The following is a 13,317-nucleotide window of genomic DNA, read 5'->3' as shown; positions in this document are numbered from 1 at the left end:
CTCAGCGGTCGAGCAGGTCCCGCAGCGCCTTCACGACCACCTCCGGGGCCTCCTCGGCCATGAAGTGCCCGCAGGTCACGGTCATGTGCCGGAGGTCCGGCGCCCACGGGCGCCAGAGGGCCGCCGCGTCGAACCCGAGGGCCGAGCCCCAGTCCTGCTGGAGCACCGTCACCGGCATCGGCAGCCTGCTGCCCGCGTCCCGGTCGGCCCGGTCGTGCTCGATGTCGATCCCGGCGGACGCGCGGTAGTCGGCCACGATCGAGGGCACCGCGACCTGACAGGCGTCCAGGTAGGCGTCGCGCACATCGGCCGGGATCGCGGCGGGGTCGCCGGCCCAGACGTCGAGGAAGTGGGCGAAGAAGGCGTCCGAGCTCGCCTCGATCATCCGCTCGGGCAGGCCGGGCGGCTGGGCCATCAGGAACAGGTGAAAGCCGACCGCGGCGGACACGCCCTGCATCGCGTCCCACATCTCCAAGGTCGGCAGGATGTCGAGACACGCCAGGTGCGTGATGGTCCCCGGATGGTCGAGCCCCGCGCGGAAGGCGACCAGAGCACCGCGGTCATGCCCTGCCAGCGCGAACCGCTCGTAGCCCAGCGCGCGTGCCAGGGCGATGATGTCGGCGGCCATGGTCCGCTTGGAGTACACGTCCGGACCCGTCGCGTCGGGCTTGTCGCTGGCGCCGTAGCCACGCAGGTCCGGACAGATCACGGTGTGGTCGGCCGCGAGGTCGGCGGCCACGTGCCGCCACATCAGATGGGTCTCCGGGAAGCCGTGCAGCAGCACGACGGGGCTGCCCGATCCGCCGACGGCCGCGTTCAATGACACGCCCTCCGCGACCGGGACGCGCAGCTGGTCGAAACCGATGATGGCAGGCGCCATGATCTCGTTTCCTCTCGTCGCTTGTCTCGTCGATCACCCCCAGCGTCGCCGCCGCGGATGAGCATCCGATGAGCGCTGGATAGCGTGGAGGAGTGTTCGGTGTGCTGGGACCCGTGACGGCCTGGGACGACGCCGGGAACGTGATCGACCTGAAGGGCCCGCGGCACCGCGCCGTCCTGGCCCGCCTGATCATCGCCCGCGGCCGTGTCGTCCCGGTCGGCCGCCTCGTCGACGATCTGTGGACGGCCCCGCCCGCGGGCGCCGTCGGCGCCGTCCGCACCTTCGTCGCGGCCCTGCGCCGTGCCCTCGAACCCGAACGTCCGCCCCGCGCCCGCCCCCGCCTGCTGGTGACCGAAGGACCCGGATACGCGCTGCACACCGGCGACGTGGACGCCTGGTGGTTCGAGAACGCCGCGAACGCGACATCACCGGCAGGTCTGGAGGAGGCGCTCGCCCAGTGGCGCGGGCCCGCCTACGCCGACTTCGCGGACGAGCCCTGGACGCAGGCCGAGCGTTCACGGCTGGCCGAACTCCGCCTGCACACCGTCGAACGCCTGGCCGAGGCCCGCCTGTCCCGGGGACTGGCGGCGGAGGCGGTCCCGGACCTGGACGCGCACGTGTCCGCCCACCCGTGGCGCGAGAACGCCTGGCGCCTGCTGGCGCTGGCCCTCTACCGCTCCGGCCGCCAGGGTGATGCGCTCGCGGTCCTGCGCCGTGCCCGGACCCTCCTCGTCGAGCAACTGGGCGTGGACCCCGGCCCGTCCCTCCAGCGCCTCGAATCGGACATCCTTCGGCAGGCCGACCACCTCACCGGGGACACGGCGGCCCGCGTGTGGAGCCGGACGGCCGCCGCCTACGACCGCACCGTCGCCTCCGGCGCCCGCTCCCGGCTGGAGTCGACGGCCGGGATGCTGCGCGACCTCGCCCTGACCGGGGGCGGCGGCCTGGAGGCGGCCCGCGAGCACCGGATGGCGGCCATCACCGCGTCCGAGGAACTGGGCGACCCCGAACTGACCGCCCGCGTGATCGGCGCCTACGACGTCCCGGCGATCTGGACCCGTTCGGACGACCCGTACCAGGCCGCCGAGATCGCGGCTGCCGCCGAGCGGGCGCTGATCGCGCTCCCGCATGCCCCGGGCTCCGAGGGCCGTGAAATCGGGACGCGCGAGGCAGGGGGACATGACGCGGCCCGCGCGCGCTTGCTGGCCACCATCGCCCTGGAGTCGCGCGGCGCCCGCTCGACGCGCGGCCCCGAGGCCGCGTGCCAGGCCGAGGCCATCGCCCGCAGCCTGGACGACCCCGCCCTGCTGGCCTTCGCGCTCAACGCCGTGTTCATGCAGACCTTCACCCGGACGGGCTTGGCCCCGGAACGCGACAAGATCGGCACCGAGCTGATCACCCTCTCCGCGCGGCACGGCCTGGGCGCGTTCGAGATCCTGGGCCATCTCGTCCGGCTCCAGGCATTGAGCGCCGTGGCGAACTTCCCGGCCGCGGACCGCCATGCGTCCGCCGCCGAGCACCTGGCCGAGCGTCACGAACGGCCCCTCGTCAACGTCTTCACCGGGTGGTACCGGGTACTGCGCCAGGCCGCGACCGGACGAGCGTCCGATACCGACTACCGGGAGGCCGCGACCCTCCTGGACGGCTCAGGCATGCCGGGTCTGGAAAGGGGGCTTCTTCCGCTTGCCCTGCTCTCTTTGCGCGTGCAGGACGATCAGCCCGCCCTCACCGAGCCCATGGACTGGGGACCGTACGAGCCCTGGGCCCGCCCTCTGATCCTCCTGGCGCAGAACCGTCCCGCCGATGCGGCGGCAGCCATCCGCCGTGTTCCGGACCCACCCCGGGACCTTCTGCAAGAGGCCCTCTGGTGTCTATTCGGCCGCGCCGCCATCGCGGTAGACGATCGGGCCGCAATACGACGCGCTCACACTGCGCTGGCACCAGCGGCGGCGGAACTGGCCGGCGCCGCCAGTGGACTTCTCACTGTGGGCCCCGTCCGAACTCACCTGGCCGCCCTGACGAAGGCCCTCCGATCGGGCCGACGCTAAGTGTCACGTCGCGTTGCTGATGATCTTTCATGATTACGCTGCGCAGTCGCCTGATGACAGTTAGCATCGAACTCGTCAGAGGCCCTGTGCAAGGGCTTACTCGACCCCCCCTCAGAATTCGATGACCGATGGAGCCGGACCATGGCCAAAGGCAGGCACATCCCCACCGTCGCGAGCACCCGGCTGGCGCGGGAACTGCGCGCCCGGCGAGAGAAGGCCGGGTTCAACCAGGAGACGGTGGCCGAGGAGATGGGATGGGCCGAGAGCAAGCTGTACCGGATCGAGAACGACAAGAGCCGCGTCCTGCAGCGGGACGTGAAGCGACTGCTCGGCATGTACGGAGTCGACGGTGAGGAGGCCGACTCGCTCGTGGAATTGGCGCGCCTCGCCCGCGAGCCGGACTGGTGGCACCAGTACTCGGGGGCCATTCCGAAGTGGTTCCAGGTCTATGTCGTCCTGGAGGCGTCGGCGTCCCACATCCTCGGCTACGAATCGGAATTGGTGCCCGGCATCATGCAGACCAAGAGGTACGCACGGGCGATCCTTTCCACCACCCCGCTGCCGGAGACCGAGGAGAAGGTCGAAGAAAGGATCACCGTCCGGACGACACGGCAGGCACGGCTGACCCAGGCCGAGCCCCTCGATGTGCGGCTCATCCTGAACGAGGCCGTCGTCCGGCGCACGGTGGGCGGCCGGGAGATCATGCGGGAGCAGATCGAGCACCTGATCAAGCTGGCGGACCTCCCCAACGTGAATCTGCAGATCCTGCCTTTCGCGGCGGGCGAGCACGGCGCGATGCACGGCGCGTTCAAGCTGCTGCGGTTTTCTGGGCCGGACGATTCCGACAAGGTGTATTTGGAGCAGCATATCGGCGGTCTTTATACGCAGAAGCCCCACGAGGTTGACCGGTATACGCTGATGTTCGACCACTTGCGCGCACAAGCACTCGGCCCCGAACAGACGATCGCGATGTTGCGCAATGTGGCCGCGGAATTGGCGTAGCCGAGGGCTGGACGAGGAGTATCCAGGATGGACCTGATCGCCGCGCAATGGCGCAAGAGCGTCCGGAGCGGCAACACCGGCGGTGATTGTGTCGAGGTGGCCGTGGTGCACGGTCGTGACTGTGGCGTCGTGACCAAGGTGGACGAGGAGTTCGTGGTGCTCGTGCGGGACAGCAGGAACCCCGGCCGTGAGCCGCAGGCGTTCACGGTCGCGGAATGGGACGCGTTCCTCGACGGCGTCCGCGGGCGGGAGTTCGACTCGGCGCGCCTGATCGAGGAGTTCCTGACCTCCGTGCCGGCCTAGTCACCTCCCGGGCGCCCGACGCGAAGGAACCCGTCGCGGCCTCCGAGCGGCCACGACGGGTTTCTCATGTGAGCGGTCGGACGGCTCAGGACCGGACGGCTCAGGAGAGGTCGGTGATCTCCTCGGGACGCTGACCCGTCACCAGGTAGACGACGTTCTCCGCGACATGGACGGCGTGGTCGGCGAATCGCTCGAAGTAGCGGCCGGCAAGGGTGATGTCGACGGCGGGCTCGACGCCGTGCTTCCATTTCGGGGACAGCAGCATGTCGAACAGGCGCCGGTGCAGTCGGTCCATCTGGTCGTCGTCGGCGTCCAGTTCCAGGCCCATCTCGACGTCCTGGGACGCGATCACGCTGCCGGTTTTGGCGATCATGCGCTCGGCGATCTGGCCCATCTCCAGGACGGTCGCCTGGAGCTCGGGCGGGACGGCCGACTCGGGGTGGCGGCGGCGGGCCGTCCGGGCGATGTGCACCGCGAGGTCGCCCATCCGCTCCAGATCCCCGCTCATGCGCAGCGCGGTGATCAGCGTGCGCAGGTCGCCCGCGACCGGCTGCTGCCGCGCCATGAGGTCGAAGACGGTCTCCTCGATCTCGGAGTCGATCTTGTTGACCAGTTCGTCCCCGCTGATGACCTCCTCGGACAGGCGGAGGTCGGCGTCCAGCAGCGCGGTCACCGCGCGGGCCATCGCGGACCGGACGAGCCGGGTCATCTCCACCAGCTTGTCGGAGAGGGAGTCGAGCTCCTCATGATAGGCGTCGCGCAATTCAGCATCCCTAGGTGCGGAGGATCTTCTGGGGTGAATGGGACGAAAGGGGGCGCCGCGCCTGGCCGGCGGGCGGACTCGCCCACGCCACAGCCTGCCTGACCAGCGTGAACCAACCCATATAAGAAGGTGAACTTTCGGCGAACGAGGGCGTTGGTCCTGGCCTGGTGGGGCAGTCCACGGCGGATCGCCGCTTACGATCCGTGGTGTGGAGGTCGAGATTGTCGCGAGCCTGACCGGGCTTGCCGGGCTCGCGATAGGGCTCGCTACTGGATTGGCGGTGCGCGTGAGCGAGCGAGCCCAGCGTGCGGTGGCTCCGGCGGCGCCGGTCGGCGCGCTGCCCCCGGGAGTCGCCTCGGTGCTCAGTGTCCTGAGGTCGTCGGCCGTCGTGGTCGACGGCGAGGACCGGGTGCTGCGCGCCAGTTCGGCCGCGCGCGCGTTCGGCATGGTCAGCGGCGACCGGCTCGTCCTGGACGAGCTGCTCGCCATGGCGCGCCTGGTCCGCCGGGACGGCGAGATCCGCGAGACCGAGATCCAGGTCAACCCGGGACGCGGGCGTGGGCGGGCCGACGGCCGTTGGTTCGCCGTCCGCGTCGCTCCGCTCGGATCTCATGGGCTCGTCCTCGTTCTCGCCGAGGATCTCACCGAACTGCGGCGGACGGAGGCGATCCGGCGGGATTTCGTGGCCAATGTGAGCCACGAGCTCAAGACCCCGGTCGGTGCGCTGTCCCTGTTGGCCGAGACGGTCGAGGGGGCGGCCGACGACCCCGAGGCGGTCCGGCGTTTCGCCGGGCGAATGCAGCACGAGTCGGTGCGCCTCACCAACCTCGTCCAGGATCTGATGACGCTGTCGCGGATCCAGGGCGACGAGCCGCTGCCCGAACTGCACCCGGTCGGGCTGGACGAGATCACCGTGGAGGCCCTCGACCGCTGCCAGATCAAGGCGTCCGCCAAGGACATCGAGCTCACCACCGGCGGCCAGGACGGGCTCAAGGTGCGCGGGGACGAGGAACTGCTGATCACCGCGCTCCGCAACCTGATCGACAACGCCGTCGCCTACAGCCCCGAGCACACCCGCGTCGTCGTCTCGACCCGCCGGTGCGACGAGGGGCATGTCGAGATCAACGTGACCGACCAGGGCATCGGCATCCCCGACGGCGAGGTGGAACGTATCTTCGAGCGCTTCTACCGGGTCGATCCGGCCCGCTCCCGCCAGACCGGCGGCACGGGCCTCGGCCTGGCCATCGTCAAGCATGTCACCACCAAGCACGGCGGCGAGGTGACAGTGTGGAGCAAGGAGGGGTCCGGATCGACGTTCACCATCAGGCTGCCGCTGCTCAGGTCGTCCGCCCTCGGTGTGTCCCCCGCGGCCGGCGCCACCGAGCCGGCCGCCCCGTCCCGCCCCGAAGGCGGTGCGTCCATCGCCCGCCCAGCCCCGCACAACCCCTGAGGAACGGCGTGATGAACACTGTTCAGAGGGGCCCGCGCCGCCCCGCCGAAGGGGCCGCATTGGAATCCGCCCGGGAGGCAACACCGTGACCCGCGTGCTCGTCGTGGAAGACGAGGAGTCGTTCAGCGACGCATTGTCGTACAACCTGCGCAAAGAGGGCTTCGAGGTGGCGGTCGCGGCCACCGGTCCCGACGCGCTGGACATCTTCGAGCGCAACGGTGCCGACCTCGTGCTGCTCGACCTGATGCTCCCCGGGCTGCCCGGTACCGAGGTATGCCGGGAGCTGCGTGCCAAGTCCAGCGTCCCCGTGATCATGCTGACCGCCAAGGACAGCGAGGTGGACAAGGTCGTCGGACTGGAGCTCGGCGCCGACGACTACGTCACCAAGCCGTTCTCGACCCGGGAGCTGATCGCCCGCATGCGGGCCGTCCTGCGCCGCCAGGGCGAGGTCGAGGAGCTGACCCCGGCGACGCTGGAGGCTGGACCGGTCCGCATGGACGTGGAGCGGCACGTGGTCAGCGTCGGCGGCGACGCCGTCCAACTGCCCCTCAAGGAGTTCGAGCTGCTGGAGGTGCTGCTGCGCAACGCGGGCCGCGTCCTGACCCGCATGCAGCTGATCGACCGGGTCTGGGGCGCCGACTACGTGGGCGACACCAAGACCCTGGACGTCCACATCAAGCGGCTCCGCGCCAAGATCGAGTCGACCCCCTCCACGCCGCGCTACATCGTCACCGTCCGTGGGCTGGGCTACAAGTTCGAGCCCTGATGAGCGAGTTCGAGCTCTGGTGAAACGGAGAACGGCCCGTATGGTCCTGACCGTACGGGCCGTTCTTCGCGCTCAGCGCTTCATGCTTCAGTGGCCGGTGCCGCCCTCGGGCGAAGCCGGCGCCCCCGACTCGCCGCCCTGGCCAGGCGTCGTGCCCTCGCCGGGCGCGCCGCTCTCGGACCCACCGGGCGTCGTGCCCTCGGGCGTACCCGGAGACGTACCCGGGCTCGCGCCCCCGGACGGCTCGGCCGGGGCGGTCACCCCGGGCGCCGGGGTGCCGGCGGAGACCGCGGTGTAGGAGGCGTACTCGTCCTGCTGCGGGATCACCGGCACCGACACATCGACGGTCCCGGCCTGCTCGAACCGCAGGCGCAGCGTGACCCGCTCACCACCGAGCAGCTGCCGGTTCAAGCCCGTCAGCACCACGAGCGGGGCCTTGCCCCCGGGCGGGATCGGCAGGGTCGGCTCGGCCGCCGGCGCGGACGGCGTGTTGCTGGACGTGGCCGACGTCCCCGGGTTCGGCGTCTCGCCGGCGCCGGTCGGCGCGGGCGTCTGCGGCGTCCCACCGGACGGCTGGGCCGAGGCTCCGGGTTCCGCCGGCGCGCCGGACGCCGGTTCCGAGGACGCACCGGGCGTCGGCTCCCCGGAGGCACCGCCCGGCTGCTTGGTCTTCTTCGTCCCCTTGTCCGGCTTCGGCGTCTTCGTGGGGCTGGGGCTTGCGGGCGTCGCGGCGGCCTGCCCCACGAGCGAGACGGCGCTGCCCTGGCCGGACGGCTGCGCGGGCGGCAGCGCGACGGAACCGCCCGTGATCCGCGCCTGGGTGAAGTTCGGCGAGGTGATGGAGACGAGCTTGTCGGGCCGTCCCTTCACCTGGTTGATGATCGTGGCGTACAGGGGCAGCGAGCTGCCCTGGCCGAACGCCATGTCGGTCTTCGGGCCCAGCAGGAACATGTTGCGGATGTCGATCTGCGCGGACTCCGGCTTGTCCTTGGGCACCGTGACGTTGACGCCCTCGGTCAGCTGCGTGGGAGCGGCGGTCTGAGGTTCGCTGCCGGCGCCGCAGCCGGAGATCACCGGCGCGATGGCGACGGCGCCCGCAACGGCGAGCGCAGCCACTCGACGGCTGTTTCGGATCACGGCGTCGATCTCCTCGCGAGAATGGCGTTGGAAGTGATGGGAATGGCGTGAGACACGCCAGAGGAAGCGTAGCGGCGCCTGGGCACGGACCCCTCCCCGGGGTCGCGTCCGGCCGGAAAATTGTCAGCCGGACCGCAGCGCCTTGACCTTCTCCGTGAGTTCACTTCCCACCTGAGGTGCGTGGACCACGTCGTTGACGACTCCGTCCGGCTGGACGAACACGGCGGTGAGCCCGGCGAGGCGCGGGCCGGGTGGGGGAGACGTGAGGGGGGACACCGGCGGCGAGGCCGTGGGAGGCACCGCGGAAGACATCGTGGGAGACGCTGGGGGAGTCGCCGACGGAGAAGCGGAGGGGGACCTCGTGGGAGCGGTCGCCCCGGACGAGGGAGGAAGAGGCGAGGCGTTGGCGGCCGGCGCGTAGGCGTTCGCCAGAATCGCCTTGCGATCCTCAACGATCAGGGGAGTCCCGTTGTGGGCCGTCCCCGCGCACGCCCTCAGTTCCTTGAGCGAGAGCCCCTGGCGCCCGCCGGCCGGCCGCGGATCGGCGACGAGCCAGAAGTTGAGGTCGTACGCCTCTGTCCTGCCGGCCAGTTCCGCCACGACCGGCTCGCACCGGTACCCGGGCGGAACGATCCCGATCACGCCCGGGCGCATGTCCTTCAGCGGTTGCGGAGCGTGCTCGCGGGCCACGAGGTCGACCTGCCCCGCGGGCAGCAGCCCGCCGATCCGCCCGGGGCCGGCCGACGGCCGGGGGGCCAGCTGCGCGGCGGTCGGACGCGGCGCGGGACGCGGCCCGAACGCCGTCATCAGCGCGCCGCTGAGCAGCGCGATCAGCAGCGCGCCCGCGATGATCGGGATGGCCACGCCGAACCGGGTGAGCGGGCGGACGAGCCGCCGGCGTCGCTCCCGGCGCCGCCTGCGGCGCTCCTCGCGGCGGTAGGCGACCATGTCCCGTTCGAGCTCACGAGCGTCATCGGGCACCACGACGTCCACCCGCGGGAGCCCGTAGTCATCGGGATCCGGGTCGCCGTCTGGCCTCACGCCGCACCTCACCGTCCTTCGATGCCCGCCGCGCCCCTTTCGGACCCTTCCGGGCGCTTCGTACCCGCGCAGCCCGCCCTACTCACTTCGCGGCTCACCTCACGGCTCACCTCCAGTATGGGACGCTTCCGCGCGTTCGGCAGCGGGACGCTTGTAACCGGGGACCCCTTGCCGGTAAAGGCGGTTCGCCGGGAGGCAGGTGGCCTCTTGGTCACGCTGTGTACAGGGAACAGGGGTGAGATGCACCAATAAAGGGCTTTGTCAATACCCCAATAACGGGGTTGACCTGCGCATATGCACCTAAGGCCGGTTCAGCCACGCTCGTTTCCGTGCTACTCTGGTCTTAGCGGAAGGGGTACTTGTCACATGACTTTCCAGGTCGGCGACACCGTCGTCTACCCCCACCATGGGGCTGCTCGGATCGAGGCCATCGAGACTCGCACCATCAAAGGTGAGGAAAAGACCTATCTGGTCTTGAAGGTCGACAAGGGCGACCTGACAGTGCAGGTCCCGGTCGAGAACGTCGAGGACGTAGGTGTCCGGGACGTCGTCGGCCAGGAGGGTCTGGAGAAGGTGTTCGAGGTGCTGCGCGCACCCTACACCGAAGAGCCCACCAACTGGTCGCGCCGGTACAAGGCGAACCTGGAGAAGCTCGCCTCCGGTGACGTCAACAAGGTCGCCGAGGTCGTTCGCGACCTGTGGCGCCGCGACAAGGAACGCGGCCTGTCGGCGGGCGAGAAGCGCATGCTCGCCAAGGCCCGGCAGATCCTCGTCAGCGAGCTCGCGCTCGCTGAGAAGACCAACGAGGACAAGGCCGAGGCCCTGCTCGACGAGGTCCTGGCCAGCTGAGTTGAGCGCACGGCTTCCACGGGTGGGCGTCGGAACCGACGTCCACCCGTTCTCGTCGGAGCCGCGCCCGCTCTGGGTGGCCGGGCTCGAATGGCCCGGTGAGGGTCCCGGGCTGTCCGGTCACTCCGATGGGGACGTGGCGGCCCATGCGGCCTGCGACGCGCTCCTGTCGGCCTGTGCTCTGGGCGATCTGGGCGCCGTCTTCGGTACCGCCGACCCGCGCTGGTCCGGCGCGTCCGGTACCGCCCTCCTACGGGAGGTCGCCCGCCTCGTCCACGAGGCCGGCTACACCATCGGCAACGTCTCCATCCAGGTCATCGGCAATCGCCCGAAGATCGGTAGACGCCGCGCCGAGGCCGAGAAGACCCTGACCGAGGCCCTGAACGGCGCCTCCGTCACCCTCTCGGCCACCACCACCGACGGCCTTGGCCTCACCGGCCGCTCCGAGGGCCTGGCGGCCATCGCCACCGCCCTCGTAGCGGACCGTCCCTCCTAGCCGGCCGCTCCCGCCGGCCCGATCACTCGGCGGGCGGGAGGGGGGAACTGCGAAAGCTGCTGGACGGCGGCGGATTCCAGTCCCAGATCGGAAGTCCCTCTGAGTCTTCGCCGTCCGCGTCCGCGTCCCGGTCGGCATCCGAGCCCGCGCGTGGGTCCGCGGCAGGCTCCGGGGCCTGACCAGGGACGTTGACCGGGGCCGGCTCGGGTGCGCGGCGGTGACGGCCCCGGCTCTCCTCCTCGGCGTCCGGGTCCTCGGGACGGTCGGCGGGCGGTCCGTCGTGCTCATCGCCTTCCGCACCAGGAGCGCCGGAAGCGCCGGGAGAGGCCGGCATCACCAGGTCCGGACGCGTCGTACCGGCGGGCATGTGCTCCTTCTCCGGGACGCCTTCCTCGCGGCTGCTGACCAGTTCCACGTCCGTCGGCAACCGCAGGGGCGGGGCGATGGCCAGGGGCTCGGGAAGGGAGTCGAGTTCGGGGCGGGAGTCGAGTTCGGGAGGGGCCGCGGACTCGTCGCGGCGGGACCCGGCTTCGGCCTCGGAACGCGGCGCCCCGATCTCCGGACGCGGGGCCCCGATCTCGGGGCGCGGGGCCCCGATCTCGGGGCGCGGGGCCTCGATCTCGGGCTGCGGGGCCTCGATCACCTTGACGTGGCCGCGCTGCGTTTCCGGGGGTTCCGGGGCCTCGGTGGCCGGGCGGGCCGTGCGGATCTGCTTGACCATGGTCAGCCACAGCCAGACCGCGATCACCAGCATCACGTGCGGGGCCACCGCGACGCCCACCCGCAGCGGGTCGTCGGGCATCGCCGGAAAACCCCGCAACGAGTGCTGGACCGAGATCGCGGCGACCCCGGCGACCAGGAGGATCAGGAGGGCCCAGCGCAGCAGCCGGGTCCACCAGTGGGCGTTGCGCGTGATGACCAGGGACAGGATCGTCATCGCGGTCAGCGCGTCCGCCATCGCCGGGTAGACCGGTGCCCAGCGCCGGCTCGCCCGTCCGGCCACGGCGAGGTCGCGCAGCAGGTCGTAGGTCAGCACATAGGCGCCGCCCGCCAGCGCGACGACGACGAGACCGGCGGTCGCGGTGAGCAGTCGGCGCTGGACCGGGGAGTAGCGGGGGCCGCCGGGACGCGTGGGATCAGATGGCATGGCTCTCGTTCCGGGAGGGACGCGGGGGGACCGTTCGGACGTTCCCAGAGCGACATTAGCCAGCACCAAGGGCCCTTAACCCAACTTCAATGCGATCACTGCCCGCGTGTGTGCGTTAAGGGGGGAGACGTACGGTATGGACGAGGGTGAGTGACCGCGGTGCGAGCCGCGTTCCCGAGGCGACGGGGTCCCGAGGGAGGCAGAGATGCCGTACTACCGGGTCGTGGGGGAGATCCCCCGGAAGCGCCATGTGCAGTTCCGCCGTCCGGACGGCGGCCTGTACGCGGAGGAACTGATGGGCGAGGAGGGATTCTCGTCCGATTCCAGCCTCCTGTACCACCGGCACGCCCCAACGGCGATCACGAAGAGCGAGAGCGTCGAGGACGCGTCGTCGGACGGCGCGGACCTGGCCCCGAACCATCCGCTCCAGCCGCGCGCCTACCGGACCCAGGACCTGCCCGAGAGCGGGGACCTGGTGCTGGGACGCCAGGCCCTGTTCGGCAACGGCGACGTGCGGGTGTCGTTCGTCGCGGCCGGCGGTGGCCCGAGCGAGCTCTACCGCAACTCGGTGGGCGCGGAGGTCGTGTACGTCCAGACGGGGCGGGCCCGGGTGGAGACGACCTACGGCGTGCTGGACGCGGGCGTGGGTGACTATGTGGTCATCCCCACGGGTGCGATCCACCGCTGGGTTCCGGACGGCCCGGTGAAGGCGCTGGTGATCGAGGCCAGGGGGCACATCCGGCCGCCGAAGCGGTACCTGTCGCAGTTCGGGCAGTTCTTGGAGCACGCCCCCTACAGCGAGCGCGACCTGCGGGGACCGGTGGAACCGCTGCTGGTGGACGGCGGCGAGGTGCCGGTGCTCGTCCGCACCCGCGGCGGGCTCTCACGGCTGACCTACCTGCGCCATCCGTTCGACGTGGTCGGCTGGGACGGGTATCTGTACCCGTACGTTCTCAACATCGACGACTTCGAGCCCATCGTGAAGCGGACGCATGCGCCACCGCCCGTCCACCAGACGTTCGAGGGCCCGGGATTCGTGATCTGCTCGTTCTGCCCGCGGCCCCTGGATTTCCATGAGGAGGCCGTGCCGATTCCCTACAACCATCACAATGTCGACAGTGACGAGATGATGTTCTACGTGGACGGTGACTACTCGGCGCGCAAGGGATCGGGTATTGGTATCGGGTCGATATCGCTGCATCCGTCCGGCTTCACCCATGGGCCGCAGCCGGGCGCGGTAGAGGCGGCGATCGAGGCCGCGCAGCAGGGCCGCGACACCTCGACCGAGAAGGCTGTCATGATCGATACCTTCCGTCCGCTGCGGTTGGGCGCGGCGGCGCGGCGCTGCGAGGACCCCGAGTACGCCTGGACGTGGGCCCGCGCGACCGGATGACCCGAGACGACGGGGAGCCACCAGGGGTGCGACGAGACGATG

General features: G+C 70.7%; 13 protein-coding genes. 8 read left to right on the top strand and 5 right to left on the bottom strand.

Going from position 1 to position 13,317, the window contains the following annotated elements; translation table 11 throughout:
* Position 1: 1 nt before the first annotated feature.
* Positions 2-880 carry an alpha/beta fold hydrolase gene (locus AMA02S_RS17045; RefSeq protein ID WP_067459362.1) on the bottom strand — a complete coding sequence of 293 codons (879 nt, stop codon included), beginning with the start codon at positions 878-880 and terminating at the stop codon, positions 2-4.
* A gap of 92 nt (positions 881-972) precedes the next feature.
* On the opposite strand from AMA02S_RS17045, the gene AMA02S_RS17040 reads away from it, so the two are divergent.
* The 3 genes from AMA02S_RS17040 (at position 973) to AMA02S_RS17030 (ending at position 4,233) form a co-directional block, all read left to right on the top strand.
* Positions 973-2,928 (top strand): AfsR/SARP family transcriptional regulator, encoded by a 1,956-nt coding sequence (locus AMA02S_RS17040; RefSeq protein WP_067459359.1) that lies wholly within the window; start codon positions 973-975, stop codon positions 2,926-2,928.
* 141 nt (positions 2,929-3,069) lie between these two features.
* Positions 3,070-3,930, top strand: coding sequence for a helix-turn-helix domain-containing protein (locus AMA02S_RS17035; protein WP_067459356.1), 861 nt, complete (start codon positions 3,070-3,072; stop codon positions 3,928-3,930).
* 27 nt (positions 3,931-3,957) lie between these two features.
* Complete coding sequence (locus tag AMA02S_RS17030) at positions 3,958-4,233, top strand: DUF397 domain-containing protein (RefSeq protein WP_067459354.1); 276 nt, start codon at positions 3,958-3,960, stop codon at positions 4,231-4,233.
* Positions 4,234-4,333: 100 nt separating this feature from the next.
* On the opposite strand, the gene phoU is transcribed toward AMA02S_RS17030, so the two are convergent.
* Positions 4,334-4,996: a phosphate signaling complex protein PhoU gene (phoU, locus tag AMA02S_RS17025; RefSeq protein ID WP_067459351.1), complete on the bottom strand. Its 663-nt coding sequence runs from the start codon at positions 4,994-4,996 to the stop codon at positions 4,334-4,336.
* Positions 4,997-5,204: 208 nt separating this feature from the next.
* Here phoU and AMA02S_RS17020 point away from each other — a divergent pair, with 208 nt between their 5' ends.
* Positions 5,205-6,446, top strand: coding sequence for a sensor histidine kinase (locus AMA02S_RS17020; protein ID WP_067459348.1), 1,242 nt, complete (start codon positions 5,205-5,207; stop codon positions 6,444-6,446).
* A 94-nt stretch (positions 6,447-6,540) separates the two neighbouring features.
* Entirely contained in the window at positions 6,541-7,212 is a 672-nt protein-coding gene (locus AMA02S_RS17015) for a winged helix-turn-helix domain-containing protein (RefSeq protein WP_501162062.1), read from the top strand.
* 87 nt (positions 7,213-7,299) lie between these two features.
* Here AMA02S_RS17015 and AMA02S_RS17010 read toward each other — a convergent pair whose 3' ends face one another.
* Both AMA02S_RS17010 and AMA02S_RS17005 read right to left on the bottom strand, forming a co-directional pair.
* The gene (locus AMA02S_RS17010) at positions 7,300-8,349 is read right to left on the bottom strand and encodes a hypothetical protein (protein WP_157430642.1); all 1,050 of its coding nucleotides are present in this window, start codon (positions 8,347-8,349) and stop codon (positions 7,300-7,302) included.
* 123 nt (positions 8,350-8,472) lie between these two features.
* Positions 8,473-9,390, bottom strand: a complete 918-nt coding sequence (locus tag AMA02S_RS17005; protein ID WP_067459340.1) for an RAD23 family protein — start codon at positions 9,388-9,390, stop codon at positions 8,473-8,475.
* Between the two features lie 366 nt (positions 9,391-9,756).
* On the opposite strand from AMA02S_RS17005, the gene AMA02S_RS17000 reads away from it, so the two are divergent.
* Both AMA02S_RS17000 and ispF read left to right on the top strand, forming a co-directional pair.
* Positions 9,757-10,239 carry a CarD family transcriptional regulator gene (locus AMA02S_RS17000; RefSeq protein WP_067459337.1) on the top strand — a complete coding sequence of 161 codons (483 nt, stop codon included), beginning with the start codon at positions 9,757-9,759 and terminating at the stop codon, positions 10,237-10,239.
* A gap of 22 nt (positions 10,240-10,261) precedes the next feature.
* Positions 10,262-10,735 carry a 2-C-methyl-D-erythritol 2,4-cyclodiphosphate synthase gene (gene ispF / locus AMA02S_RS16995; protein ID WP_067459334.1) on the top strand — a complete coding sequence of 158 codons (474 nt, stop codon included), beginning with the start codon at positions 10,262-10,264 and terminating at the stop codon, positions 10,733-10,735.
* A gap of 22 nt (positions 10,736-10,757) precedes the next feature.
* Here ispF and AMA02S_RS16990 read toward each other — a convergent pair whose 3' ends face one another.
* Positions 10,758-11,882, bottom strand: coding sequence for a DUF2637 domain-containing protein (locus AMA02S_RS16990; protein WP_067459331.1), 1,125 nt, complete (start codon positions 11,880-11,882; stop codon positions 10,758-10,760).
* 205 nt (positions 11,883-12,087) lie between these two features.
* Here AMA02S_RS16990 and AMA02S_RS16985 point away from each other — a divergent pair, with 205 nt between their 5' ends.
* Complete coding sequence (locus AMA02S_RS16985; RefSeq protein WP_067459328.1) at positions 12,088-13,275, top strand: homogentisate 1,2-dioxygenase; 1,188 nt, start codon at positions 12,088-12,090, stop codon at positions 13,273-13,275.
* Positions 13,276-13,317: the final 42 nt, after the last annotated feature.

Source organism: Actinomadura macra NBRC 14102 (assembly GCF_001552215.1).
Lineage (GTDB): Bacteria > Actinomycetota > Actinomycetes > Streptosporangiales > Streptosporangiaceae > Spirillospora > Spirillospora macra.
The sequence above is the reverse complement of the archived record's forward strand: the minus strand, read 5'-3'. Positions and strand labels throughout refer to the sequence as shown.